This window comes from Bartonella chomelii, from assembly GCF_014138465.1.
GTDB lineage: Bacteria > Pseudomonadota > Alphaproteobacteria > Rhizobiales > Rhizobiaceae > Bartonella > Bartonella schoenbuchensis.
In genome coordinates this window covers 22,874-47,020 of sequence record NZ_JACJIR010000004.1, presented here as the reverse complement: position 1 = coordinate 47,020, position 24,147 = coordinate 22,874, and the positions used below count along the sequence as shown (strand labels likewise).

30 protein-coding genes are annotated in these 24,147 nt (G+C 38.2%); 28 read left to right on the top strand and 2 right to left on the bottom strand.

Going from position 1 to position 24,147, the window contains the following annotated elements; translation table 11 throughout:
- Positions 1-6: 6 nt before the first annotated feature.
- The 26 genes from rpsS to alaS all read left to right on the top strand — a co-directional run bounded on the left by rpsS (position 7) and on the right by alaS (position 19,014).
- Positions 7-285, top strand: coding sequence for a 30S ribosomal protein S19 (rpsS, locus tag GGR10_RS05340; RefSeq protein ID WP_007477069.1), 279 nt, complete (start codon positions 7-9; stop codon positions 283-285).
- A 2-nt stretch (positions 286-287) separates the two neighbouring features.
- Positions 288-677 (top strand): 50S ribosomal protein L22, encoded by a 390-nt coding sequence (rplV, locus tag GGR10_RS05335; protein ID WP_010703880.1) that lies wholly within the window; start codon positions 288-290, stop codon positions 675-677.
- Entirely contained in the window at positions 677-1,387 is a 711-nt protein-coding gene (gene rpsC, locus GGR10_RS05330) for a 30S ribosomal protein S3 (protein ID WP_010703879.1), read from the top strand. Before rplV ends, rpsC begins: the two co-directional genes overlap by 1 nt.
- Positions 1,388-1,423: 36 nt before the next feature.
- Positions 1,424-1,837: a 50S ribosomal protein L16 gene (gene rplP, locus GGR10_RS05325; RefSeq protein ID WP_007477072.1), complete on the top strand. Its 414-nt coding sequence runs from the start codon at positions 1,424-1,426 to the stop codon at positions 1,835-1,837.
- A 12-nt stretch (positions 1,838-1,849) separates the two neighbouring features.
- Positions 1,850-2,050 carry a 50S ribosomal protein L29 gene (rpmC, locus tag GGR10_RS05320; protein ID WP_007477073.1) on the top strand — a complete coding sequence of 67 codons (201 nt, stop codon included), beginning with the start codon at positions 1,850-1,852 and terminating at the stop codon, positions 2,048-2,050.
- Positions 2,051-2,061: 11 nt separating this feature from the next.
- Positions 2,062-2,301: a 30S ribosomal protein S17 gene (gene rpsQ, locus GGR10_RS05315; protein WP_010703878.1), complete on the top strand. Its 240-nt coding sequence runs from the start codon at positions 2,062-2,064 to the stop codon at positions 2,299-2,301.
- A 150-nt stretch (positions 2,302-2,451) separates the two neighbouring features.
- Complete coding sequence (gene rplN, locus GGR10_RS05310; RefSeq protein ID WP_182480248.1) at positions 2,452-2,820, top strand: 50S ribosomal protein L14; 369 nt, start codon at positions 2,452-2,454, stop codon at positions 2,818-2,820.
- Between the two features lie 12 nt (positions 2,821-2,832).
- The gene (rplX, locus tag GGR10_RS05305; RefSeq protein ID WP_182480247.1) at positions 2,833-3,147 is read left to right on the top strand and encodes a 50S ribosomal protein L24; all 315 of its coding nucleotides are present in this window, start codon (positions 2,833-2,835) and stop codon (positions 3,145-3,147) included.
- Complete coding sequence (rplE, locus tag GGR10_RS05300; RefSeq protein WP_007477077.1) at positions 3,140-3,697, top strand: 50S ribosomal protein L5; 558 nt, start codon at positions 3,140-3,142, stop codon at positions 3,695-3,697. The genes rplX and rplE overlap by 8 nt, the downstream gene beginning before the upstream one ends.
- A gap of 24 nt (positions 3,698-3,721) precedes the next feature.
- Entirely contained in the window at positions 3,722-4,027 is a 306-nt protein-coding gene (gene rpsN, locus GGR10_RS05295) for a 30S ribosomal protein S14 (RefSeq protein ID WP_182480246.1), read from the top strand.
- Between the two features lie 14 nt (positions 4,028-4,041).
- On the top strand, positions 4,042-4,440 hold the full coding sequence (gene rpsH / locus GGR10_RS05290) for a 30S ribosomal protein S8 (protein WP_182480245.1): 399 nt from the start codon (positions 4,042-4,044) through the stop codon (positions 4,438-4,440).
- Between the two features lie 38 nt (positions 4,441-4,478).
- Positions 4,479-5,012: a 50S ribosomal protein L6 gene (gene rplF, locus GGR10_RS05285; protein ID WP_010703875.1), complete on the top strand. Its 534-nt coding sequence runs from the start codon at positions 4,479-4,481 to the stop codon at positions 5,010-5,012.
- Between the two features lie 12 nt (positions 5,013-5,024).
- Positions 5,025-5,387 carry a 50S ribosomal protein L18 gene (gene rplR / locus GGR10_RS05280; RefSeq protein ID WP_182480244.1) on the top strand — a complete coding sequence of 121 codons (363 nt, stop codon included), beginning with the start codon at positions 5,025-5,027 and terminating at the stop codon, positions 5,385-5,387.
- 113 nt (positions 5,388-5,500) lie between these two features.
- A complete protein-coding gene (gene rpsE / locus GGR10_RS05275; RefSeq protein ID WP_182480243.1) occupies positions 5,501-6,061 on the top strand; it encodes a 30S ribosomal protein S5 in 561 nt (186 codons plus the stop codon).
- A 31-nt stretch (positions 6,062-6,092) separates the two neighbouring features.
- Positions 6,093-6,299 carry a 50S ribosomal protein L30 gene (gene rpmD / locus GGR10_RS05270; protein ID WP_182480242.1) on the top strand — a complete coding sequence of 69 codons (207 nt, stop codon included), beginning with the start codon at positions 6,093-6,095 and terminating at the stop codon, positions 6,297-6,299.
- A gap of 26 nt (positions 6,300-6,325) precedes the next feature.
- Positions 6,326-6,790 carry a 50S ribosomal protein L15 gene (gene rplO / locus GGR10_RS05265; protein WP_182480241.1) on the top strand — a complete coding sequence of 155 codons (465 nt, stop codon included), beginning with the start codon at positions 6,326-6,328 and terminating at the stop codon, positions 6,788-6,790.
- A gap of 173 nt (positions 6,791-6,963) precedes the next feature.
- Positions 6,964-8,310, top strand: coding sequence for a preprotein translocase subunit SecY (gene secY, locus GGR10_RS05260; RefSeq protein WP_182480240.1), 1,347 nt, complete (start codon positions 6,964-6,966; stop codon positions 8,308-8,310).
- A complete protein-coding gene (locus tag GGR10_RS05255) occupies positions 8,307-8,885 on the top strand; it encodes an adenylate kinase (protein WP_182480239.1) in 579 nt (192 codons plus the stop codon). The genes secY and GGR10_RS05255 overlap by 4 nt, the downstream gene beginning before the upstream one ends.
- A gap of 179 nt (positions 8,886-9,064) precedes the next feature.
- Positions 9,065-9,433: a 30S ribosomal protein S13 gene (gene rpsM / locus GGR10_RS05250; protein WP_078689883.1), complete on the top strand. Its 369-nt coding sequence runs from the start codon at positions 9,065-9,067 to the stop codon at positions 9,431-9,433.
- A gap of 109 nt (positions 9,434-9,542) precedes the next feature.
- Positions 9,543-9,932: a 30S ribosomal protein S11 gene (gene rpsK, locus GGR10_RS05245; RefSeq protein ID WP_010703867.1), complete on the top strand. Its 390-nt coding sequence runs from the start codon at positions 9,543-9,545 to the stop codon at positions 9,930-9,932.
- 95 nt (positions 9,933-10,027) lie between these two features.
- Positions 10,028-11,041, top strand: coding sequence for a DNA-directed RNA polymerase subunit alpha (locus tag GGR10_RS05240; protein WP_182480238.1), 1,014 nt, complete (start codon positions 10,028-10,030; stop codon positions 11,039-11,041).
- Between the two features lie 24 nt (positions 11,042-11,065).
- Entirely contained in the window at positions 11,066-11,491 is a 426-nt protein-coding gene (gene rplQ, locus GGR10_RS05235; protein WP_182480237.1) for a 50S ribosomal protein L17, read from the top strand.
- 241 nt (positions 11,492-11,732) lie between these two features.
- Entirely contained in the window at positions 11,733-13,130 is a 1,398-nt protein-coding gene (locus tag GGR10_RS05230; RefSeq protein WP_182480236.1) for a Do family serine endopeptidase, read from the top strand.
- 8 nt (positions 13,131-13,138) lie between these two features.
- Positions 13,139-14,470, top strand: a complete 1,332-nt coding sequence (locus GGR10_RS05225; RefSeq protein WP_182480235.1) for a replication-associated recombination protein A — start codon at positions 13,139-13,141, stop codon at positions 14,468-14,470.
- 637 nt (positions 14,471-15,107) lie between these two features.
- Positions 15,108-16,151, top strand: coding sequence for a recombinase RecA (gene recA / locus GGR10_RS05220; protein WP_010703862.1), 1,044 nt, complete (start codon positions 15,108-15,110; stop codon positions 16,149-16,151).
- 196 nt (positions 16,152-16,347) lie between these two features.
- Positions 16,348-19,014, top strand: a complete 2,667-nt coding sequence (alaS, locus tag GGR10_RS05215) for an alanine--tRNA ligase (protein ID WP_182480234.1) — start codon at positions 16,348-16,350, stop codon at positions 19,012-19,014.
- 97 nt (positions 19,015-19,111) lie between these two features.
- Here alaS and GGR10_RS05210 read toward each other — a convergent pair whose 3' ends face one another.
- Positions 19,112-20,899 carry a glucan ABC transporter ATP-binding protein/ permease gene (locus GGR10_RS05210; protein WP_182480271.1) on the bottom strand — a complete coding sequence of 596 codons (1,788 nt, stop codon included), beginning with the start codon at positions 20,897-20,899 and terminating at the stop codon, positions 19,112-19,114.
- A gap of 276 nt (positions 20,900-21,175) precedes the next feature.
- Here GGR10_RS05210 and GGR10_RS05205 point away from each other — a divergent pair, with 276 nt between their 5' ends.
- Together GGR10_RS05205 and GGR10_RS05200 are read left to right on the top strand one after the other, a co-directional pair.
- A complete protein-coding gene (locus GGR10_RS05205) occupies positions 21,176-22,114 on the top strand; it encodes an RluA family pseudouridine synthase (RefSeq protein WP_051101997.1) in 939 nt (312 codons plus the stop codon).
- Between the two features lie 656 nt (positions 22,115-22,770).
- Positions 22,771-23,553: an ATP12 family chaperone protein gene (locus GGR10_RS05200; RefSeq protein WP_182480233.1), complete on the top strand. Its 783-nt coding sequence runs from the start codon at positions 22,771-22,773 to the stop codon at positions 23,551-23,553.
- Between the two features lie 42 nt (positions 23,554-23,595).
- Here GGR10_RS05200 and GGR10_RS05195 read toward each other — a convergent pair whose 3' ends face one another.
- A complete protein-coding gene (locus GGR10_RS05195) occupies positions 23,596-24,141 on the bottom strand; it encodes a hypothetical protein (RefSeq protein WP_182480232.1) in 546 nt (181 codons plus the stop codon).
- Between the last annotated feature and the right edge of the window lie 6 nt (positions 24,142-24,147).

Here is a 24,147-nt window from a genome sequence, read left to right as displayed (position 1 = left end):
TCTAAAGTGGTTCGTTCAGTTTGGAAAGGTCCGTTTGTTGACGGCTATCTTCTTGGGAAAGCAGAGAAGGTACGTGCAAGTGGGCGTAATGAAGTTATTAAAATGTGGAGTCGTCGTTCTACCATTCTGCCGCAATTTGTTGGTTTGACTTTTGGTGTTTACAACGGCAATAAACATATTCCTGTTTCTGTTTCTGAAGAAATGGTTGGGCATAAATTTGGCGAGTTCGCTCCTACTCGAACCTATTATGGTCATGGTGCGGATAAGAAAGCAAAAAGGAAGTAGTAATGGGCAAAGCTAAAGTTCCGCGCCAACTTAAGGACAATGAAGCGAAGGCTGTTGCTCGAACGATTCGTGTTAGTCCACAAAAACTTAACTTGGTTGCTGCGATGATTCGTGGTAAAAAGGTTAATACAGCGTTGGCTGATTTAACATTTTCACGTAAACGTATCGCTCAGACAGTTAGAAAAACTCTTGAGTCAGCGATTGCGAATGCGGAAAATAACCATGATCTTGATATTGATTCATTGATTGTTTCAGAAGCGCATGTTGGTAAATCTATAGTAATGAAACGTTTTCATGTTCGTGGTCGCGGGCGTTCTAGCCGAATTGAGCGTCCATTTTCGCATCTTACTATTATTGTTCGTGAAGTTACCGAAAAAGAGGAGGCTGCGTAATGGGGCAGAAGATCAATCCAATAGGGCTTCGTCTTGGAGTTAATCGGACTTGGGATTCACGTTGGTATGCTGATAGTGGTGAATATGGACGTCTCCTTCATGAAGATTTAAAAATTCGTTTATATGTGATTGAAGAACTGAAGCAAGCAGCCATTTCTAAGGTTGTTATTGAACGTCCTCATAAAAAGTGTCGTATTATAATTCACTCAGCACGCCCCGGTCTTATTATTGGTAAAAAGGGTGCTGATATTGAAAAGCTTCGTTGTAAACTTTCAGAAATGACGAATGCTGAGACTTCATTAAATATTGTTGAGATTCGTAAGCCGGAAATTGATGCAACAATCATTGCACAATCAATTGCTCAGCAGCTTGAACGTCGTGTTGCTTTTCGGCGTGCAATGAAGCGTGCTGTTCAATCTGCTATGCGTCTTGGAGCGGAAGGTATTCGTATTAATTGTTCTGGTCGTCTTGGTGGTGCTGAAATTGCTCGTATGGAATGGTATCGTGAAGGTCGTGTTCCACTTCATACTTTGCGCGCCGATGTGGATTATGGTACAGCAGAGGCTAAAACGGCGTATGGTATTTGTGGTGTTAAAGTTTGGGTTTTTAAAGGCGAGATCCTTGAACATAATCCAATGGCTTCGGAAAGTCGTGCTATGGAAAGTGATCATTCAGGAGTTTCGTCGAGTCGCCGCCGTGAAAATACTTGATTTTTATGGTTGAATTGAGATTTGGAGTAAAGAGTAATGTTGCAGCCAAAGCGCACAAAATTTCGTAAGCAATTCAAAGGCCGTATTCACGGTGTTGCGAAAGGTGGTACGGATTTGAACTTCGGTGCTTACGGTCTGAAGGCTATTGAGCCAGAGCGTATTACTGCGCGCCAAATTGAAGCGGCGCGTCGTGCTATTACACGTTACATGAAGCGTTCTGGTCGTGTATGGATTCGGATTTTTCCAGATCTTCCGGTTACATCTAAGCCTACTGAAGTTCGTATGGGTAAGGGTAAGGGGAGTGTTGATTATTGGGCAGCACGTGTTTCTCCTGGGCGCGTTATGTTTGAGCTTGACGGGATTCCTGAAGATGTAGCACGTGAAGCTCTTAGATTGGGTGCTGCAAAGTTGCCTGTTAAGACTCGTTTTGTTCAACGAATTGCTGAATAAAGAGGTTAAGCGATGAAAGCCGAAGAATTACGGGCGCAAACGCTCGACCAAATGAAAGATGAATTGGCTAAGTTAAAGAAAGAGCAGTTTAATCTGCGTTTTCAGAAAGCGACAGGTCAATTAGAAAAAACCGCACGTGTTAAGCAAGTTCGTCGTAACATTGCGCGTATTAAAACTTTTCTTCGTCAGAAGATGGATGGAAACAAGGTTTAAGGAAATAAGAGATGCCTAAACGCATTTTGCAAGGCGTTGTCGTTAGCGACAAGAATGATAAAACTGTAGTTGTCAAAGTGGAGCGTCGTTATTCTCATCCGCTTCTCCAGAAGACGGTTCGACAGTCTAAAAAATACAAGGCGCATGACGAGAACAATCAATTCAAAATCGGAGATCAGATTTCTATTCAAGAATCTAAACCGATTTCGAAAGATAAACGTTGGATTGTTGTTGTAGACAGTGTAACGTAATTAACCAGGCTAATTGTTTTTAAATTTAACATTGGTTTTTTCCATTGGGTAAATTTTGCTAACTATAGCTTCATTATTGTTTGACAGGCAAGTCCGGATGTGCCAAAGGCATCGTCGGATTTAAACATTAAGAAAAGGTGGTGGCCAGTCATGATTCAGATGCAAACAAACCTCGACGTTGCTGATAATTCTGGTGCTCGTCGTGTCATGTGCATCAAGGTGCTGGGCGGTTCAAAGCGGAAGTATGCTTCGGTCGGTGACATTGTTGTTGTTGCGGTTAAGGATGTTATTCCCCGTGGCCGTGTTAAAAAAGGTGATGTGATGAAAGCTGTGGTAGTTCGTACTGCCAAGGATATTCGTCGTGCGGATGGTAGTGTAATTCGTTTTGATAGAAATGCTGCTGTTTTGGTGGATAATAAAAAAGAGCCTATTGGTACACGTATTTTTGGGCCTGTTCCTCGCGAACTTCGTGGTAAAAACCACATGAAGATCATTTCACTCGCTCCTGAAGTGTTGTAAGGAGTAAATATCGTGCAAAAGATTCGAAAAGGTGATAAAGTTATCGTTTTATCTGGGAAAGATAAAGGTCGTAGCGGTGAAGTTATTAAGGTGAATCCCAAAAATAGCAGCGCTTTTGTTCTTGGAATTAATGTAGTTAAACGTCATCAGCGTCAAACACAAACACAAGAAGCTGGAATTGTTTCTAAGGAGGCGCCTATTCATTTGTCTAATTTGGCGGTTGTTGATCCTAAAGATGGTAAACCTACACGTATAGGTTTTCGTGTAAATGCGGATGGTAATAAAGTTCGTGTTGCCAAACGGTCGGGAGAACTGATTAATGGCTAAAGAAAAACAGAAACCACGTATGAAGACGCATTATCTTGAAGTTGTTCGTAAAATGCTTCAAGAGAAGTTTAACTATAAAAACGAAATGCAAATTCCACGCGTTGATAAAATTGTGATTAATATGGGGATTGGTGAGGCGACTGCTGATTCCAAAAAACCATCTATTGCAGCTGAAGATCTGACATTAATAACAGGTCAGAGAGCTGTAGTTACCTATGCGCGTAATTCTATTGCGAGTTTTAAGGTTCGTGAAAAAATGCCGCTTGGAGCTAAGGTTACATTACGTAAAGATCGTATGTTTGAGTTTTTGGATCGTCTTATTACGATTGCTCTTCCACGGGTTCGTGATTTTCGTGGTTTGAATCCAAAAAGCTTTGATGGTCATGGTAATTTTGCCATGGGTATTAAAGAGCACATTGTGTTTCCAGAGATTAATTATGATAAAGTTGATCAGATTTGGGGCATGGATATTATCGTTTGTACGACAGCAAAAACGGATGATGAAGCGCGTGAATTATTGCGTGCTTTTAATTTTCCATTTCGCTTGTAACGGCAGACGTAGTGAGGTGAGATTATGGCCAAAGTAAGTGCCGTTGAGAAAAATAAGCATCGTGTTGTGATGGCAAAGCGTTATGCTGCGCGTCGTGCACGTTTGAAAGCAATTGTGATGGATCAGAAGGTTTCGCTTGAAGAGCGTTTTAAAGCTTCTATTCGGTTGGCGGAACTACCGCGTAATTCTGCAAAGGTTCGTATTCGTAATCGTTGTGAAATTTCGGGGCGTCCAAGAGCTTATTATCGTAAATTAAAAATGTCGCGGATTGCGCTACGTGAACTTGGTTCTCTAGGCCATATTCCTGGTATTGTTAAGTCTAGTTGGTAAGAGGAGATAACAAGATGTCTATGTCAGATCCTCTTGGTGATATGTTAACACGTATTCGTAATGCGCTTAGTCGTAAAAAGGGTAAAGTGATTACGCCTGCTTCTAAGCTTCGTAGGCGGGTGCTTGATGTTTTACAGTCTGAAGGTTATATTCGTGGATACAATCAGGTTGATTTTGGTAAAGGGAGATCCGAAATAGAGATTGAATTGAAGTATTTTGAAGGTTCAGCTGTTATTCGTGAGATTTCACGTGTTTCAAAACCTGGTCGCCGTGTGTATGTTTCTGCTAAGTCTATTCCTCAGGTAGCAAATGGTCTTGGTATTTCAATTTTGTCGACTCCTAAAGGAGTAATGGCAGATCATGAAGCGCGTGAACAAAATGTCGGTGGAGAAATTCTCTGTCGTGTTTTCTGATTGATTGTAAGCAAACGAAAGTAAAACAGGTTAAAACAATGTCTCGTATTGGAAAAAGACCTATTCCGGTTCCTCTTGGAGTTACTGCCACTGTTGAAGGTCAGTTGATTAAGGCGAAAGGTCCAAAAGGTGAGCTGAGCTACGTCGTTAATGATGAAGTTTTGGTTAAGCTTGAGGAAAATGTTGTGTCGGTTTTACCGCGCGATCAATCAAAAGATGCACGCTCTAAATGGGGTATGTCACGTTCAATGATTGAGAATATTTTTTGCGGTGTGAAAGATGGTTTTGAGAAGAAACTTGAGATCAACGGCGTTGGTTATCGTGCTGCTTTACAGGGTAAGGATATTCAATTATCATTAGGTTTTTCCCATGATGTTATTTATAAAGTGCCGTCTGGTGTTACTGTAACAGTTCCTAAGCCGACAGAAATTGTTGTTTCTGGAATTGATAAGCAGCAAGTTGGGCAAGTTGCGGCAGAAATTCGTGAATATCGTGGGCCCGAGCCTTATAAAGGTAAAGGTATTAAATATGTAGATGAACGTATCGTTCGTAAAGAAGGTAAAAAGAAGTAAGGGTTTTGCGTTATGGTTTCATCTAAAAAGATTATTCAGCGCCGTGCACAACGTGTTCGTCGTCAAATTAGAGCTGTCGCTAATGGTCGTCCGAGACTTAGTGTTTATCGCTCAAATCAGAATATTTATGCACAAATTATTGATGATTTACGTGGGTGTACGCTTGCCTCTGCATGTACTCTTGAAGGGGAATTGAGAAAATCTTTGAAAAGCGGTTCTGATAAAGCGGCCGCTTTTGCTGTTGGTAAATTAATTGCTGAACGTGCAAAAAAGGTTGGCGTTAATGAAGTTGTTTTTGATCGTGGGGCGTATGTTTATCATGGTCGAGTGAAAGTTTTAGCTGAAGCTGCTCGTGAGGGCGGTTTGATTTTTTAAAATATCTTATTTAGAAATTCTGCTAAAAAGGTATTTTGATATTTCATATGAGTTCCTTAATTTAATGTTGAGGATTCGTTAAGGTGCTTCCGGAAAAGAAAAAGGAATGAGGAATGGCACAAAAAGAGCGTAATGATCGCGATGAGCGTCGAAATGAAAATAGTAGTGAATTTGTTGATAAACTTGTGCACATTAATCGTGTTGCTAAAGTTGTAAAGGGTGGACGACGCTTTGGGTTTGCTGCTCTTGTTGTTGTTGGAGACCAAAAAGGACGTGTTGGTTTTGGTCATGGTAAGGCACGTGAAGTGCCTGAAGCAATTCGTAAGGCTACAGAATCTGCAAGGCGTGAAATGATTTATGTTCCACTTCGATCTGGGCGCACATTGCATCATGATGTTGAAGGTTGTCATGGAGCTGGTCGTGTATTATTGCGCTCAGCTTCTGCTGGTACTGGTATTATTGCTGGTGGGCCAATGCGTGCTATTTTTGAAACTCTTGGTGTGCAAGATGTTGTTGCTAAGTCGTTGGGTTCATCAAATCCGTATAATATGGTTCGTGCAACTTTTGATGCTTTAAAGTGTCAGGTGCATCCTAAAGATATTGCGGCGCAACGTGGTATTAAGTATTCAATTTTACAGTCGCGTCGTCAGCATTTGATTGGTTCAGAGGAATAGTTTCTGAGGTTTGTCAGAAAAGGAATTAAAAATGGTTCAAAAAAAATCTCAGATTGGTAAGACTGTAACGGTAGAGCAAATTGGAAGTCCGATTCGAAAGCCGGAAGATCAGCGTGCAACGTTAAAGGGACTTGGATTAAATAAGATGCGTCGTCGTCGCACTTTAGAAGATACACTTTGTGTGCGAGGTATGATTGCTAAAGTTTCCCACCTTGTTCGGGTTGTGGATGAAGGTTAGAATAGAAGGTCGCAGGAGTATAGAATATGAAACTCAACGAACTGCGTGATCGCGAAGGCGCAACAAAGAATCGTAAGCGTATTGGACGCGGTATTGGTTCGGGTAGTGGTAAAACTGGTGGTCGCGGTGTTAAAGGGCAAAAATCACGTTCTGGTGTATCGCTTAATGGTTTTGAAGGTGGGCAGATGCCTATCTATCGTCGTTTGCCAAAGCGTGGATTTAAAAATTCCTCTGCTAAAACTTATAATGAAGTTTCATTAGGTCGAATTCAGCAAGCGATTGATGCGGGCAAGTTGAATATTGAGAAGCCGGTTGATGTATTTGTGCTAAAAGAAGCCGGTATTGTTCGTCGTGTAAAAGATGGTGTTCGTCTTCTTTCTGATGGTGAGTTAAAAGCCAAGATTGTGTTTAATGTTTCTGGTGCTTCTAAGATTGCTTGTGTAAAGATTGAAAAAATTGGTGGTCAGATTAATCTTCTTGAATCTGTCTAATAAATTCATTTTGATAAATAGTAATTGGCCTGGAAAGGAGTATCTGTAACTCATTCTAGGCCATTATTTATGGAGACCATTTAAGTTTTGCGTTTATTCTTATATAACATAGATAGAATGTTAGGGTTATTGTTGTGTAAGCAACGAGTTGGGGTATAAACTGGAGAGATTTTATGGCATCAGCTGCAGAACAACTTGCTTCCAATATAAATTTTGGTACTTTTTCACGTGCGACTGAATTAAAAAAACGTATTTGGTTTACTCTAGCTGCACTTCTTGTATATCGTTTTGGTACTTATATTTCTTTACCTGGCATTAATATTGATGCTTTACGGCAAACGTTTGAACAGCATGCGTCTGGTGTATTGGGATTGGTGAATATGTTTGCTGGAGGTGCTGTTGGGCGGATGGCGATTTTTGCACTAGGAATTATGCCTTATATATCAGCATCAATTATTGTACAGTTGCTAACTTCAATTATTCCTTCACTAGAATCTCTTAAAAAAGAGGGTGAATTAGGCCGTAAAATTATTAATCAATATACTCGTTACGTAACGGTAGTGTTAGCTATTCTGCAGGCTTTTGGTGTTGCGGTTGCGCTTGAAACTGGTATAGGAACAGGACTTCAAATTGTTTTGGAACCAGGTATAATGTTTCGCATTTCTACCGTCATTACGCTGGTTGGTGGAACGATGTTTTTAATGTGGCTTGGCGAGCAAATTACATCACGTGGTGTTGGTAATGGAGTTTCTCTTATTATTTTTACAGGTATTGTGGCTAATTTTCCTTCCACTTTTGCTCAACTTTTGACTGCACATAGTCAAGCTGATTTGTCAACTTTTTTATTAATAGGAATTGTTCTTATTATTATTTTTGTTGTTGGGTTCATTGTTTTTATAGAACGTGCTCAGCGACGGATTCTTATTCAATATCCAAAACGTCAGATTGGTAATCAGATGTTTCAGAGTGATATGTCACACCTTCCTTTAAAGTTGAATACTGCTGGAATTATTCCTCCAATTTTTGCTTCATCTTTGTTATTGTTACCTGCAACTATTAATAATTTTTCTGATAAAATGCCGCAGTGGATTCAGACTATTTCTTTTTCTCTTGGTCATGGGCAACCACTTTATATGATAATTTATGCGGCTTTGATGGCATTTTTTTGTTTTTTCTATACAGCTATTGTATTTAATCCTAGTGATACAGCAGATCAATTAAAAAAGCATTCGGGTTTTATTCCTGGAATTCGCCCTGGTGAGCGTACAGCTGAATATATTGATTATGTTTTGACGCGTATCACTGTTGTCGGTGCGGTTTATATTATTCTAGTTTGTTTGTTGCCGGAGTTTATGATATCAGCACTGCACGTTCCTTTTTATCTTGGGGGCACATCCTTGCTCATTGTTGTTACTGTTACACTTGATACAGTTGCTCAAATTCAGGGGCATCTTGTCGCGCATCAATATGAAGGGTTGATTAAAAAATCTAAACTCCGTGGAGGTAAAAGGAATCGATGAGAGTTATTTTTTTAGGACCTCCTGGGGCTGGTAAGGGCACTCAAGCTAAAATATTAGGTGAGCATTATAACATTCCTCAATTATCAACAGGTGATATGCTGCGTGAAGCTGTTATAGCAGAAAAAGAAATTGGTAAAAAAGCCAAAGCCATTATAGAAAGTGGTGCTTTGGTGTCTGATGATATTGTTAATCAAATTGTATCAGATCGTATTGATGAGAATGATTGTGTAAACGGTTTTATATTGGATGGATATCCGCGCACTGTAGGGCAAGCAGAGGCATTACAGCAAATTTTGCAATCAAAAAACGTGCAGCTTAATGCCGTTATTGAATTTATTGTTGATGAAAAGGCTTTGATTGAGCGCATGAAGAAACGTGTTGAGGAAACGATTGCTGTTGGAGGACAGGTCCGTTCAGATGATAATTCTGATTCTTTTGCAAAACGATTGGTTGAATATCGTGAAAAAACAGCTCCTTTATCAGAATTTTACTTAAAAACAGGTTTGTTAAAAAAGGTTGATGGAATGGCTGATGTTACTGATGTATCATGTGTAATTAGAGAGTTCCTTAAATAAGAAAATTTTTTAAAAATAAATGAAAAGAGTTGACTTTTATAGTAAAATCTATCAAAAGCTGCTTTATTTCAGTAAAAAATGGGATTTGGGGTATGTTGGAGCCGAGATCATTTCTTTGTTTCTGTAAAGTGCTTCAAGTATTTTATGGTTCATTGTTAACGTAATCAAGGAGAATAAGTGTGGCTCGTATTGCTGGCGTCAATATCCCAACAAATAAGCGTGTAGTTATTGCGCTTCAGTATATCCATGGGATTGGACGGAAATTTGCTCAAGAAATTGTCGAGAAAGTTGGTATTCCTTCGGAGCGTCGTGTGCATGAACTTTTAGATGCGGAAGTGTTGCAAATTCGTGAAACGATAGATCAAGGTTATCAAGTTGAGGGAGATCTTCGTCGTGAAGTTGCGATGAATGTTAAACGTTTGATGGATCTTGGTTGTTATAGGGGCTTACGTCATCGTCGTTCTCTACCCGTTCGTGGGCAGCGTACACATACTAATGCGCGTACGCGTAAAGGTCCAGCTAAAGCAATTGCTGGTAAGAAGAAATAATAGTAATCTTTATTTTTATATTCTTCTTTTTGTGGGAAGTTTTGAATAAAGGTAAATAAGGTGGAGCTGCTGGTGTTACGGCAGTGGAGAGATCATTGAAAGGAAAGTTATGGCCAAGGAAGCCACACGTGTTCGTCGTCGCGAGCGTAAAAACATTTCATCAGGTGTTGTGCATATCAATTCAACATTTAATAATACGATGATTACTATTACTGATGCTCAGGGGAATGTGATCGCATGGTCATCTGCTGGTGCTCAGGGATTTAAAGGTTCTCGTAAATCTACACCTTTTGCTGCGCAGGTTGCAGCGGAGGATTGTGCTAAAAAGGCGCAAGAACATGGTATGCGCTCATTGGAAGTTGAAGTTTGTGGTCCTGGGTCAGGTCGTGAATCTGCTTTGCGTGCGTTGCAATCTGTTGGTTTTGTAATTACTTCCATTCGAGATGTAACGCCAATTCCTCATAATGGATGTCGTCCCCGAAAAAGACGGCGTGTTTGATTAGGTATTGTTTTTCATAATCGGAAACTTTTTCCGATGTTCACACTGGCCGTTGCGATTGAATGGTAGCGGAACTAAAGAACAGGAATAAAAATATGATCCAGAAAAACTGGCAGGAGTTAATTAAACCCAATAAGGTTGAGTTTCATGCAGATGGTAATTCAAATGTTGTGAGTGTTGTTGCAGAACCACTTGAGCGTGGTTTTGGTTTAACGTTAGGAAACGCACTTCGTCGTGTATTATTGTCATCACTGCGTGGTGCTGCTGTTACTGCTGTGCAAATTGATGGTGTGTTGCATGAGTTCTCATCGATTCCAGGTGTTCGTGAAGATGTTACAGATATTATTTTAAATATCAAAGAAATCGCTATTCGCATGGAAGAGGAGGGTCCTAAGCACGTTATCATTTGTAAAGAAGGGCCTGGTGTTGTTAGAGCTGGAGATATACGTACTGTTGGGGATATGGAAATCCTTAATCCTGAGCATGTTATTTGTACACTAGATGAGGGTGCGGAAATCCGTATGGAATTTATTGTAAATACGGGAAAAGGTTATGTTCCATCTGATCGTAATTGTGTAGATGATGCGGTTATAGGTCTTATCCCAATCGATAGTCTTTATTCGCCAGTTCGTAAGGTGTCTTATAAAGTAGAAAATACACGCGAGGGGCAGGTCCTTGATTACGATAAGTTGACGTTAACGATTGAAACTAACGGCGCTGTTAATGGTGAAGATGCTGTCGCTTTTGCAGCACGTATTCTTCAGGATCAGCTTTCGGTATTTGTCAATTTTGAAGAGCCGCAAAAAGAACTTGTTGAAGAACCAGCTTCTGAGCTTTCCTTTAATCTTGCACTTCTTAAGAAAGTGGATGAGTTGGAGCTTTCAGTTCGTTCAGCAAATTGTCTTAAGAATGATAATATTGTTTATATTGGTGATCTTATTCAAAAAACAGAAGCTGAAATGCTTCGAACGCCAAATTTTGGACGTAAGTCATTAAACGAAATTAAAGAGGTTCTTGCGTGTATGGGGCTCCATCTTGGTATGGAGGTTCCTGCGTGGCCACCTGAAAATATTGATGATCTTGCTAAACGTTATGAAGATCAGTATTAAGAATTAAATTTAAGGAGAAAGCTCATGCGTCATGGTAAATCAGGTCGCAAGCTAAACCGGACTGCCAGTCACCGTAAAGCAATGTTTGCCAATATGGCAGCTTCGTTGATCGGGTATGAGCAGATCGTGACGACGCTTCCAAAGGCTAAAGAAATTCGCCCTATTGTTGAAAAGTTGGTTACACTTGGTAAACGGGGTGATTTGCACGCGCGCCGGCAAGCAATTTCAGCTATTCGTGACACTAAAAAGGTTGCAAAGTTATTTGATACACTTGCACCACGTTATGCATCACGTAAAGGTGGTTATTTGCGCATTATGAAAGCAGGTTTTCGTACTGGTGATAATGCACCTATGGCTGTTATAGAATTTGTTGATAGGGATATTAATGCAAAAAATTCTGTAAATCATAAACACATAGAAGGGGTTGCCAATGAGGAAAAGGCCTCGTAAGGAGCTTTTTCTTTTTTGGGGAATGAAAAACGCCTTTCTGAGGCGTTTTTTTATTCGTGCTTTAGAATAAATGTTGTTCAATATATGAGTGAAAAAAGAAGATTGTTCTCATTGTTGATTTTGCAATATTACTTGCCAAAGTAAGACATTTTTGATTTAAATATCAAATAAATGGAGATGAATAATAAAATTTCCATGTTCTACTAAATGGGGGCTGTTTTAGTTTTTGAGGGAGTGGATAATGAAGCGTTCTATTTTAATAGGGCTTTTTTTTGTGATTATGACATTAATATCGTTTCATTCCACGAATGCTCAAGTTTCACCAACACAGTCAAAAACCACTTTTTCATTTGCTCCTTTAGTTAAAAAAACTGTTCCGTCTGTTGTAAATATTTACGCTGCCCGACAAGTTAAGGTGCGTTCTCCTTTTGAAGATGATCCGTTTTTTGAACAATTTTTTGGTCGTTATCAGGATAACAGACCTTTACGCACGCAATCATCATTGGGGTCTGGGGTAATTGTTGATGCACGTGGTTTGGTTGTTACAAGTTACCACATTATTAAAGGTGCCCACGAGATTAAAGTTGCTCTTTCTGATGGGAGAGAGTTTGAAAGCACAGTTATATTAAAAGATGAAGCAACTGATATTGCGATACTTGAAATAATTAATTCAAAAGATACTCAGTTTCCTGTTCTTCCTTTAGGAAATTCTGATGCAGTTGAAGTTGGCGATCTCGTTCTTGCGATTGGTAATCCTTTTGGTGTTGGACAAACAGTTACAAGTGGCATTGTTTCAGCGCAAGCGCGTACACATGTAGGTATTTCTGAGTTTGATTTTTTTATTCAAACAGATGCTGCTATCAATCCGGGTAATTCTGGTGGGGCTCTAATTGATGTGAATGGCCGATTGATTGGGATTAATACAGCTGTTTATTCGCGTTCCGGCGGTTCTACAGGAATTGGTTTTGCTATTCCAGCTAATCTTGTTAAAGTAGTTCTTGATACAGTTAAACGTGGTGAAAAGTTTTTTGTGCCTCCTTATATTGGTGCATCCTTTCAAAGGGTTACACCTGATGTTGCAGGTGGTTTGGGTTTAGAACGTCCCTATGGAGCTCTTGTTATTGAAATTATTCAAGATAGTCCTGCTGCAAAAGCTGGTTTAAAAGTGGGCGATGTTATTTTAAGTGTGAAAGATATACAAATTGACAGCCCAGATGACCTTATATATCGTTTGATAACAACTAGTGTTGGGCAAAACCTTAATTTAGAATATTTACGCGATGGAAAAACTTTAAAAACAAAGATAACTGTTTCATCAATGTCTAATTCTGCATTTGTAAAATCTGAAAAAATTATTGATAAAAGTCCTCTTTCTGGGGCTGAAATACTAGATTTAACACCGCAAAATAGCCAACGTTTTCATCTTCCTGCGACTGTAAAGGGTGTTGTGATTGCCAATCTCGATAACATGAGTAATGCTGCAGAGATTTTCCGCTCAGGAGATATTTTGCGCGCTGTTAATGGTCATCAAATTCAAACTGTGAGCCAATTAAAAAAGATTCTTATGCAGGAACATCCGCGTATTTGGCAGCTGGAATATGAACGCAATGGTGTCTATATTCGCCAATTTATCCGCTGAGGGGCACTTTGAATAAAGATTTTTTTACTTCATCTTTTGATTCCCATTTCAGTGAAAATCGGCCACTTGCTGAAAGAATGCGTCCCCGCTCTTTGAGTGAGGTTGTTGGGCAAGATCATTTGATTGGAACGGAAGGCTTTCTTTCACGTATGATAGAAAGTGGTTCGTTTGGTTCGATGATTTTTTGGGGGCCTCCAGGAACAGGTAAAACAACAATTGCACGTTTATTGGCATTAGAGACGAATTTCGCTTTTGAGCAAGTTTCTGCTATTTGTACTGGTGTTACAGAGCTAAAGAAAATTTTTGAAGTAGCTCAAGCTCGTTTTATGTCTGGATGTCGGACACTTTTGTTTGTTGATGAAATTCATCGATTTAATCGTGCTCAGCAGGATGTTTTTCTTCCTTTTATGGAAGATGGTACGGTGGTTCTTGTAGGGGCAACAACTGAAAACCCTTCATTTGAACTTAATAACGCTCTTCTTTCACGTGCACGTGTTTTGACGTTTCGTTTACATGACAGTAAAAGTTTGAGTATGCTTTTAAAGCGCGCTGAGGAAGTGGAGGGCAAATCTTTACCTTTGGATGATCATGCTAGAGATCTCTTGATAAGAATGTCTGATGGTGATGCGCGAGCGGCACTAACACTAGCAGAGGAAATTTGGCGTGCTGCACGCCCAGAAGAAATCTTCAATGCTAAAGTTTTACAAGAAATCATTCAGCGTCGGGCTCCGATTTATGATAAAGGTCAGGATAGTCACTATAATCTTATTTCAGCATTACATAAATCAGTTCGTGGATCTGATCCTGATGCTGCTCTTTATTATCTTGCACGTATGTTTGATGCGGGTGAAGATCCTTTATATATCGGACGCAGATTGGTACGTATAGCTGTTGAAGATATTGGTTTGGCAGATCCGCAGGCTCTTGTAATCTGTAATGCAGCAAAGGATGCTTATAATTATTTAGGGTCACCTGAGGGTGAATTGGCTTTGGCACAAGCATGTCTTTATATTGCTACGGCACCCAAGTCGAATGCAGTTTATCTTGCTTATAAGGCAGCGATGCATTGTGCGCGTAAAAATGGTTCTTTACCTCCTCCTAAGCATATCCTTAATGCTCCTACAAAACTTATGAAGGAAAATGGATATGGGGAAGGCTATCGTTATGACCATTCTGAGCCAGATGCTTTTTCAGGGCAGGAGTATTTTCCTGAAAAACTTGGACGTCAAATTTATTATCAACCACAAGAGCGTGGTTTTGAGCGTGAAATTGTGAAACGTCTTGAATGGTGGAAAAAGTTACGACAAAAACGGGGCGGTCAAAAACAAGATTGCGACTAAATCATTTTCTATTTTTTCTATAATAGATTTCAATTCAACCACAACTTATTGTAGCTTTATTAACAAGCTAAATCATGTGCGAGAATTTGACATTCCTTACATATTAAAAATTTTCTCTTTTTGAGTGAGGGCAAATTCAAACCTAGATGACAACTAAGTTTTGAAATTTTTAAAGGAAACTGTAATTGGTATGGCTGTTAGTGTATTTAATGATTAGCTGATTGGTGTGCTTCAAGTTATTTCTCAAATATTATGGTGATTTTGATCAATGTTAGCTTTGGGCCATTTACGGTAAATTGGTAATTATGGGTCTGTGTGTTCAGTTTCTTCATTTATTATATTGTAAAAGTGTGTGCTCAAAACATTGTCTTGAAAATTGGGGTGTTTTCTTTATGGATGAGATAGATTAACGATATAAACTTAATACAATAAGCTGCTATTTTTCGATGCATTTTTTTTGAAATATGCTTTGTGTTAGCAAAAAAAGTATAATTTTTTACAACATTGATTAAAAATTGTGATGCAACGAAGATAGAGATGAAATAGTCTGTGAAAATCTAAACTCCAGACTTTAATTAAGTTAATAGAGCAGTATATATTGTATAAAAAATTATTCTGACTTACTAAGGATATGATTGTGGATAAAACAAAAGCTCTAGATTCTGCTCTATCACAAATCGAACGTTCTTTTGGTAAAGGCTCAATTATGCGTCTTGGGCAAAAGGAGCAGGTTGTTGAAATTGAAACAATTCCAACTGGCTCATTATCCTTAGATATTGCTTTGGGTGTAGGTGGATTACCAAAAGGGCGTATTATTGAGATTTATGGGCCAGAAAGCTCCGGGAAAACGACACTGGCTCTTCATGCTATTGCTGAAGCTCAGAAAAGTGGTGGAGTTTGTGCTTTTGTTGATGCAGAACATGCTCTTGATCCTATTTATGCACGTAAACTTGGTGTTAAATTAGAAGATCTACTCATTTCTCAACCAGATACCGGTGAACAGGCTTTAGAAATTGCAGAAACGCTTGTTCGTTCTGGTGCGATTGACGTACTTGTTGTTGATTCAGTAGCAGCTTTAACACCACGTGCGGAAATTGATGGTGAAATGAATGATTCTGTTCCTGGATTGCAAGCTCGATTGATGAGTAAAGCTTTGCGTAAATTAACGGCATCAATTTTTCGCTCTAACTGTATGGTTATTTTCATCAATCAGATTCGTATGAAAATTGGTGTAATGTTTGGTTCTCCTGAAACGACAACAGGTGGGAATGCTTTAAAGTTTTATGCTTCTGTCCGTTTAGATATTCGTCGTGTTGGTGCTATTAAAGATCGGGATATGGTAATTGGTAATCAAACGCGTGTTAAAGTGGTGAAAAATAAATTAGCCCCCCCATTTAAACAGGTGGAATTTGACATTATCTATGGTGAAGGTATTTCCAAAGTGGGGGAATTGATTGATTTGGGTGTTAAAGCTGGTATTGTAGAGAAATCTGGTTCATGGTTCTCTTATAATTCTCAACGTTTAGGGCAGGGGCGTGAGAATGCAAAGCAATTTTTACACGAGAATGCAGAAATAGCAACAGAGATTGAATCGGCTTTACGTCAAAATGCTGGTTTGCTTGCAATTGAATTGTTAGAAAATGCAGGATTAGAAAATACAGAAAGCGATGAATCAATTTGATAAATAATCATTAATTGCAATTTAGTTTTTTCTGTTTTTGTTTGTTAGATTTTTTGAGTGTAAAATCTTTTATTTTCAAATTTTTATGAAAAAATATTTCTATTTTAATTAAGTTACTCTAAAAGTGATAAAGAGAGTATTTAATTAAAATGGGTTTTATCTTTGCAGTTGTGTGCTGTATTGTGTGGGTGTAAATATGAATAGCGTTAATAAGATCCGGTCAACATTTCTGGATTATTTTCATCGTAATGGGCATAAAGTTCTTTCTTCTAGCCCACTTGTTCCACGCAATGATCCCACATTAATGTTTACAAATGCAGGAATGGTGCAGTTTAAAAATGTTTTTACTGGACTTGAGCAGCTTTCCTGTAGCCGGGCAACAACCGCACAAAAGTGTGTACGTGCGGGTGGAAAGCATAATGATCTTGATAATGTTGGTTATACTGCACGCCATCATACTTTTTTTGAAATGCTTGGTAATTTTTCTTTTAGCGATTACTTCAAAGAAGAAGCAATTTTTTTTGCATGGAACCTTCTAACAAAAGAATTTTGTCTTTCGAAAGATAAGTTGTTGGTTACAGTTTATCATAGTGATGATGTAGCTGCTCAGTTATGGCGTAAAATTTCAGGTCTTCCAGACGAAAAAATTATTCGGATTGCAACAAATGATAATTTTTGGATGATGGGGGATACAGGACCTTGTGGCCCATGTTCAGAGATTTTTTATGATCATGGTGATAAAATTTTTGGGGGACCTCCTGGAAGTGCTGATGAAGATGGTGATCGCTTTGTTGAAATTTGGAATCTAGTCTTCATGCAGTATGAGCAGGTGAGTAAAGACAAAAGAATTGAATTGCCTCATCCTTCTATTGATACGGGAATGGGATTAGAACGTATCGCTGCTGTTTTGCAAGGTGTGCACGATAATTATGATATTGATCTTTTTTCTGCATTAATTCGTGAGTCACAAAGGATAACAGGAGTTGAAGCGACTGGTGACTTTGTTGTTAGTCATCGTGTTATTGCTGATCATCTACGTTCCTCTGCATTTTTGATTGCAGATGGTGTTCTGCCTTCTAATGAAGGTCGGGGATATGTTCTACGTCGTATTATGCGTCGTGCTATGCGTTATGCTCATTTTCTTGATGCAAAAGAATTATTGATGTGGCGTCTTGTGCCTGCTTTGATACGCGAAATGGGGCAAGCCTATCCTGAATTAGTACGTGCCGAATCTTTAATTTCAGAAATTTTAAAGTTGGAAGAAACGCGTTTTAGAAAAACTCTTGAACGGGGTCTTCGTTTGTTGAATGAAGAAAGTGTTCATCTTAAAGAAGGTGATTGTTTTAATGGTGAAGTTGCTTTTAAACTTTACGATACATATGGTTTTCCACTTGATTTGACGCAAGATGCTCTTCGGCACCGTGGAATATCTGTTGATGTTAACGCTTTTAACAAAGCGATGGAACACCAAAAAGCGGAGGCTCGTGCTAATTGGTCTGGTTCTGGTGAGTCTGTAACGGAAACGGTTTGGTTTGCTGTTCGTGATCAAGTAGGCACTACAGAGTTTTTGGGTTATGAAACAGAAAAAGCAGAAGGTGTTATTACTGTCCTTATCTGTGACGGTCAGATCGTTGATCACGTTTCTTCAGGGCAAAAAGCTATGCTTGTCGTTAATCAGACACCTTTTTATGGCGAATCTGGTGGGCAAATTGGAGATAGCGGTATAATTTCTGGTGAGAATTTTGTTTTTGAAGTACATGATACCCAGAAAAAGGCTAAAGGCGTTTTTGTTCATATTGGTGAGGTTAAAAGTGGTCAAGCAAAAACACATGATTGTGTGGAATTAGCAGTTGATTGTGTTCGTCGTAGAAAAATTCGTGCAAACCATTCTGCTACCCATTTATTACATAAGGCTTTGCGTCAAACGTTGGGGGATCATGTTGTACAGAAGGGTTCTTTTGTATCACCTGACCGGTTACGTTTTGATTTTTCTCATCCACGATCAATTTCACAAGAAGAATTGAAAAAAGTAGAAGATTTAGCCAATGAAATTGTATTGCAAAATAGCAAAGTAGTAACACGTCTGATGACAGTGGATGATGCAATTTCTGAAGGGGCGATAGCATTATTTGGTGAAAAATATGGTGATGAAGTTCGTGTTGTTTCTATGGGAAAAAAGCATGAAGAAATAGGGGAAAAAGACTGTTGGTCAATTGAGCTTTGTGGGGGCACGCATGTGCACAGAACAGGTGAAATTGGTTTGATTCATATTGTTTCAGAAAGTTCTGTAGCTGCTGGAGTTCGTCGTATTGAAGCATTAACGGCCACAGCTGCACGTCTTTACCTCTGTAATCAAGATGAGCAACTTTATGAAATTGCTGCTCTTTTAAAAACTTCCCCTGTTAATGTACAAGAACGTATTCAAACTTTACTGGATGATCGTCGTAAGCTTGAAAAAGAATTAAGTGATTCACGTGGGAAAATTGCTCTTAATGGTGGAGCTACAAAGAACAATAAAGCAGATATAAAAATTATTAATGGCATTTCTTTTATGGGGCGTGTCATTCAAAATATTTCACCAAGAGATCTTAAGACATTAGTGGATTCTGGAAAAAAGCAGATTGGATCTGGTGTTGTAGCTTTCATCTGTATTTCAGAAGATGGCAAGGGAAGTATTGTTGTAGGTGTGACTGATGATTTGATTGATAGACTGAGTGCTGTTGATTTAGTACGTATTGTATCAGATACTCTTGGTGGTAAAGGTGGTGGTGGGCGTCCTGATATGGCGCAAGCCGGTGGCCCGCAAGGGGATAAAGCTTATGATGCTATTGCAGCATTAGAAGTTTTTCTTGAAAACTTGTAATTTATCTTCGTGTTACTTAAACTTAGGCCTTGTAAGAAGCTAGAAAACTGTACTTTAGATAAAGTTGGCGTTTAAAGATATAGAAAAATAACTGATTTTACGATGCAATAGATTCATGTAGGGGAATTACATTTTTACCTTCTACTTTTATCATTGGTTGATCGTTTGTTAATCCGCCGGCTTTTAATAGTTTATAGAAACGTCCACCTTTTTTAGTCAATTCTTGAAAACTACCTTTTTCAATTAAGCGACCATGATCTAGAAAAAGTATGAGATCAGCATTGCGGATTGTTGAAAGACGATGCGCTATAATAAAAGTTGTACGATTTTGGCTTACATAATCGATAGCGTCTTTAACGCGTGCTTCTGTTTCAATATCAAGAGCGCTGGTTGCTTCATCTAAAATGAGAATAGGTGCATTTTTTAAAACAGCACGTGCAATTGCTAACCGTTGCCTTTCTCCACCTGATAATTGGGAGCCCCGTTCGCCAACTAATGTATCATACTGATCGTTTTTATTCAAAATAAAGTCATGAGCAGCAGCTGTTTTTGCAGCCTTATAAAGTTCTTTATCTGTTGCAGTCGTTCTACCTATTGCAATGTTTTCACGAATGCTACGGTTGAAAAGGCCAGCATCTTGAAATACTGTTGCAAGAGCTTTGCGTAAAGATTCACGGTTAATGGAGCGTATATCTATTCCATCAATTTTGATATATCCAACTGTAGGGTCGTATACGCGTTGTAACAAATTGATTAATGTTGTTTTTCCAGCACCTGTTGGTCCTACAATGGCCACAGTTTGTCCTGTTTTGACTTCGAATGAAATGTCAAAAACACCTTGAGAAGAATTTGGAAATGCATAAGTCACGTGATGAAATTGAATCGCACCTTTAACATTTTGAAGAGAAGGAAGATTGTCGGGTTCTTTCATATTAAAAGTTGAGTCTTCCATTTCAAAGAATTCTTGTAATTTTGCCTGTGAGGATACAGCTAAATTAATAAAACCACTAATTTGTTCAAGACGACCAATCATTAATTGAGCAAATCCGACGAAAGAAACGACTTCACCTACACTTAATTGACCTTTTGTTACAAAAAAAGCACCAAGAAGAAATACACACACTATTGAAATGGTTGAAGCCATTCTATTTAAACCACTGGCAAGTGCCCACCAGTTTAGAACAGGGTTTTGTGCTTTAAGAAGATCACTGGTGTGTTGATGAAGCTCTGATGTTTCTTCTGCTATTCGGTTATAGCTTTGTACAATTGAAACGTTAGAAATTGAATCACTGATATGTTTAAAAACACTATGATGATAACGTTCTACAGCGGCTTGTCCGTCTTTTGTTTTTTGCATTACTAAGCGTGCAATTAATACATAGATAATGGCAAGAACCACTAAGACTATTGAAAGGCGCCAGTTCATATTAAAAGCTATGGGCACTAGAACAAATAATGCGACAAAAGTAGAAAGGTGTTGGCGCATAAAATCAAGCCATATAGCTGACATGGAATCTGTAGCGCGCAATAGCGTATGAAGGGCATTAGAAGTTCCACGTTGTTGATGCCAAATTAATGGCATGGTAATGATACGCTCAAAAGATTCTGTTAAAACACTTAAACGTCGTCTGTGCACTAAGCGATCTGCGCCACGAGCTACAAGGATATAAGCAATAATATTAAAAACACCAAAACACACCCAGAGTGTGAGGTTAAAAATGATACCTGATTTGTCTGCAATTGCATCAATGACATGACCAAACAAGATAGGTTCTGCTATCGTAATGATAGCTAGTATAACGTTAGCAGCACAGATTAAAAAAAATGCGCTTTTTTCTCTATCTAAATAAGAAAGAACACGCGCGTATGTTTTTAATAAAAGCACGGGATGGTTATCTCCAACAGCTATTACAGTCATAAAATTAGGATTACTAGTTCTTTATGTAGTTGTTTTCTTTGAAGTAATGAAATTTATACAGAAAGGAAATGCAATTTTGGATACTGATTGTAATGCAATGTGATAAAGTCTAATTCTAAAAGGATGTAGTTTTTGCGTTTATAAAGACAAGAAAATACAATTGGTAAACAAAGAAATTGTATAACAAGAGGGTCTGTTACAGTGGGTGTAGAAATCAAAAAGGTTGGGGAAGGTGAAAGCGGAATGCGCTTAGATCGTTGGTTTAAGGTGCATTATCCAGGGCTTGCGTTTGGGTATCTACAAAAACTGCTGCGTTCTGGTCAGATACGCGTTGATGGCAGGCGTGTTAAAACTGATATACGTCTTATTATAGGGCAGTCTATTCGTGTGCCGTTTTTATCTGTTGATAATAAGAAAAATCTTTCTGTAACGGATAAAACTATTCATGATCAAGACAAATTGGCCATTTTAGAAAAGATGCTTCTCTATAAAGATCCAAAAATCTTTGTATTAAACAAACCTGCAGGTTTGGCTGTACAAGGTGGCTCTGGTTTAACGTGCCATATTGATGGTATGCTTGAAGTATGGCGTAATAAAAAAGGGGAAAAACCACGGTTAGTTCATCGTCTTGATCGTGAGACATCAGGTGTACTTATTATTGCTCGATCAAGAGGGGCTGCACAAGCGTTGACTGCCGCTTTTCGAGCACGAGAAACGAAAAAAACTTATTGGGCGTTGGTACGGGGAGTGCCTAGAAAAAAGCAAGATAAAATTTCAACATGGATGGTAAAGGAAACGACTGCACAAGGCGATAAAATGCGTGTTTGTGAACATGGAGAGCCAGATTCTAATCACGCGGTTTCTTACTATCGTGTTTTAGATACACGGGGGCGGGCTCTGTCTTGGTTGGAAATGGAGCCTTATACTGGCAGAACACATCAACTACGTGTTCACGCAGCTTATATGGACCATCCAATTATTGGTGATTCAAAGTATTTTTTTTCTGACAATAATTGGGAATTACCTGGCGGCATTCAAAATCGTCTTCATCTTCATGCACGCCGTATTCGTATTCCTCATCCTTCAGGAGGCATATTGGATATTATAGCTCCTTTACCACCTCATATGGTACAAAGTTTTAATCTTTTGGCTTTTAATGAAAATGATGGTGATACAGAGTAATACAGAAAACTTCAGCTTAATTTTATAATTGTAGTAACAAAGTTTATTAGCAGTGTGTTTAATTACTTATTATTATGAAAAGGCATTTGAACAATTTGGTTAAAACTGCCAAATTATGAAGGATCAAAAATCACTAGAGTTTTATTTAATAAAAAACGATAGCAACTTTATGCTTTAAACTGTCAATAATGAAATGTAAGAAATAGTTTGAGTTTATAAGTGGGTATTGTTTTTAATCTGTAATAAAACAATATTTAAAGTTTACTTTATTTAAAAATGAAAGTTTAACAGCTTTAATTCATATAAGCTAGATATCCTACCTTTTCTTGGTGTGGTGGTTGGGAAATTATACTGTATTTTCAATTATGTATATCAGTTTTATTATTTAATTGTTTTATTGGTGATGCAAATGGTTAATAATTACCTTCTTAATCACCACCCTTATAATTTTGTTTGAGTCTCATGGGGAGATTGGTATGAAAGTGAAAGAATGCTACGCTAAAAATTCAATCTTGGATATCGATAGTGAAATCAGCTAACTATAAGTACAACTGGTCTTTCCTAAGCTTGTCACATGATATCTAATATACGAGAAGTGTGTGGATTCTATTCTAGAAATTCAGTGGATTAATTGAACATATTAGAAGTAGAACAATATGCGTAAAATTTTAGATGATTTTAATATGCCGTTAGACGACGATAATCCTGTTTACAAAGTACAAAAGCTTTCATGTCAGCCACTACCTAAGCGATTTTATAAGGAAGTAAGTATTGCACATGAAGAGGGAGGTTTTTCCATATTATTAGATGGAACCCCAGTAAAGACACCTGCGAGACGCTGTCTTCTCATGCCAACAGAAGCACTTGCTGCATTAGTAGCACAGGAATTTACTGTGCAGGAAGAGAGCATTGATCCCGGAAGAATGCCAATTACGCGTCTTGTTAACACTGTTGTTGATGGTATAGCCGATAATATGCAAGTTATTTTTGAAGATTTATTGCGTTTTGTTGCGTGTGATATGATTTTTTATCGTGCACAAACCCCAAAAGAACTTGTAGAACAACAATGTGAGCAATGGGATTTTTTACTTGATTGGGCAGAGGAAAAACTTGGTGCACGTTTTAATATAGCAGCAGGAGTTATGCATATTGAACAACCATGGGAAGCTATTCAAGCGGTGAGTAATTATTTACGCAAGATAGAATCCCCTTATATACTTGCTGCACTTCATGCAATGACTATTTTAACAGGCTCTGCCCTTATTGCTTTTGCTGTAGCTGAAAAGAAAATTAATTTGGATAATGCTTGGGATATTGCTCATTTAGATGAGAACTGGACGAAGAAACAATGGGGTGTTGATAAGGAAGCGATGATGCGGCGAGCTTACAAAAAGAGTGAGTTTAATGCAGCAGCTGCAATCATTACTGCCTGCGCATAAGTGGAACCTTCTTCTGCTCATACATGAACATGAAATTTCCAATTACGATATTTTTATAATTTTAGTTGAATTAATTTTTATTTTTTCAAGTCCAGGGAAAGCTTCATTGGTTATGTTTAAAGTTGTGTCGTCATTGCCACGAATAAAATACCACTGATTATTTTCAAGAAGTGCAATAATCTCACTTTTAATATAACACTTTTTTCCACTATTTATCCTAATTGCAATTTCTAAAGGCATAATAAAATAAGGAATACCGTTATCGAGTTTTCCTTCACGTTTTTGCGTTTGGTCGATTTTTATATTCTCGATTTTATAATTTTTCGCTAGCTGTTCTATTTGGCTTTTTATTATTTGTTGAAATTGTGCTTTATTGAGATTTTTTTTGATAGCTAAACTCTCAATAATTTTTGGGGGAATAGCATTTAAGATAGCATCTGAATCAATTTCTTTAAGTGCTTTATTATAAATAGAAATTTTCTTTTGTAGATTTATCAATTCTTCATCGGTTACTCCATTGGCTTGCACTGTTGATATAATAGAAGCAAGGCATAAAAGAATAAAAAAAGATCGATAAATCTGCAGCATTAGAAA

Bases quoted from the DNA above. Each gene is read 5' to 3' on its own strand.
- rplV (WP_010703880.1), top strand. From the start codon at position 288: ATGGGCAAAGCTAAAGTTCCGCGCCAACTTAAGGACAATGAAGCGAAG.
- rplE (WP_007477077.1), top strand. From the start codon at position 3,140: ATGGCTAAAGAAAAACAGAAACCACGTATGAAGACGCATTATCTTGAA.
- rplR (WP_182480244.1), top strand. From the start codon at position 5,025: ATGGTTTCATCTAAAAAGATTATTCAGCGCCGTGCACAACGTGTTCGT.
- alaS (WP_182480234.1), top strand. From the start codon at position 16,348: ATGAATAGCGTTAATAAGATCCGGTCAACATTTCTGGATTATTTTCAT.
- rpsC (WP_010703879.1), top strand. From the start codon at position 677: ATGGGGCAGAAGATCAATCCAATAGGGCTTCGTCTTGGAGTTAATCGG.
- rplF (WP_010703875.1), top strand. From the start codon at position 4,479: ATGTCTCGTATTGGAAAAAGACCTATTCCGGTTCCTCTTGGAGTTACT.
- GGR10_RS05255 (WP_182480239.1), top strand. From the start codon at position 8,307: ATGAGAGTTATTTTTTTAGGACCTCCTGGGGCTGGTAAGGGCACTCAA.
- GGR10_RS05205 (WP_051101997.1), top strand. From the start codon at position 21,176: ATGCGCTTAGATCGTTGGTTTAAGGTGCATTATCCAGGGCTTGCGTTT.
- GGR10_RS05240 (WP_182480238.1), top strand. From the start codon at position 10,028: ATGATCCAGAAAAACTGGCAGGAGTTAATTAAACCCAATAAGGTTGAG.
- GGR10_RS05195 (WP_182480232.1), bottom strand. From the start codon at position 24,141: ATGCTGCAGATTTATCGATCTTTTTTTATTCTTTTATGCCTTGCTTCT.
- rpsE (WP_182480243.1), top strand. From the start codon at position 5,501: ATGGCACAAAAAGAGCGTAATGATCGCGATGAGCGTCGAAATGAAAAT.
- rpsK (WP_010703867.1), top strand. From the start codon at position 9,543: ATGGCCAAGGAAGCCACACGTGTTCGTCGTCGCGAGCGTAAAAACATT.
- rpsN (WP_182480246.1), top strand. From the start codon at position 3,722: ATGGCCAAAGTAAGTGCCGTTGAGAAAAATAAGCATCGTGTTGTGATG.
- GGR10_RS05200 (WP_182480233.1), top strand. From the start codon at position 22,771: ATGCGTAAAATTTTAGATGATTTTAATATGCCGTTAGACGACGATAAT.
- rpmC (WP_007477073.1), top strand. From the start codon at position 1,850: ATGAAAGCCGAAGAATTACGGGCGCAAACGCTCGACCAAATGAAAGAT.
- GGR10_RS05230 (WP_182480236.1), top strand. From the start codon at position 11,733: ATGAAGCGTTCTATTTTAATAGGGCTTTTTTTTGTGATTATGACATTA.
- secY (WP_182480240.1), top strand. From the start codon at position 6,964: ATGGCATCAGCTGCAGAACAACTTGCTTCCAATATAAATTTTGGTACT.
- rpsQ (WP_010703878.1), top strand. From the start codon at position 2,062: ATGCCTAAACGCATTTTGCAAGGCGTTGTCGTTAGCGACAAGAATGAT.
- rplQ (WP_182480237.1), top strand. From the start codon at position 11,066: ATGCGTCATGGTAAATCAGGTCGCAAGCTAAACCGGACTGCCAGTCAC.
- rplP (WP_007477072.1), top strand. From the start codon at position 1,424: ATGTTGCAGCCAAAGCGCACAAAATTTCGTAAGCAATTCAAAGGCCGT.
- rpsH (WP_182480245.1), top strand. From the start codon at position 4,042: ATGTCTATGTCAGATCCTCTTGGTGATATGTTAACACGTATTCGTAAT.
- rplN (WP_182480248.1), top strand. From the start codon at position 2,452: ATGATTCAGATGCAAACAAACCTCGACGTTGCTGATAATTCTGGTGCT.
- rpmD (WP_182480242.1), top strand. From the start codon at position 6,093: ATGGTTCAAAAAAAATCTCAGATTGGTAAGACTGTAACGGTAGAGCAA.
- rplO (WP_182480241.1), top strand. From the start codon at position 6,326: ATGAAACTCAACGAACTGCGTGATCGCGAAGGCGCAACAAAGAATCGT.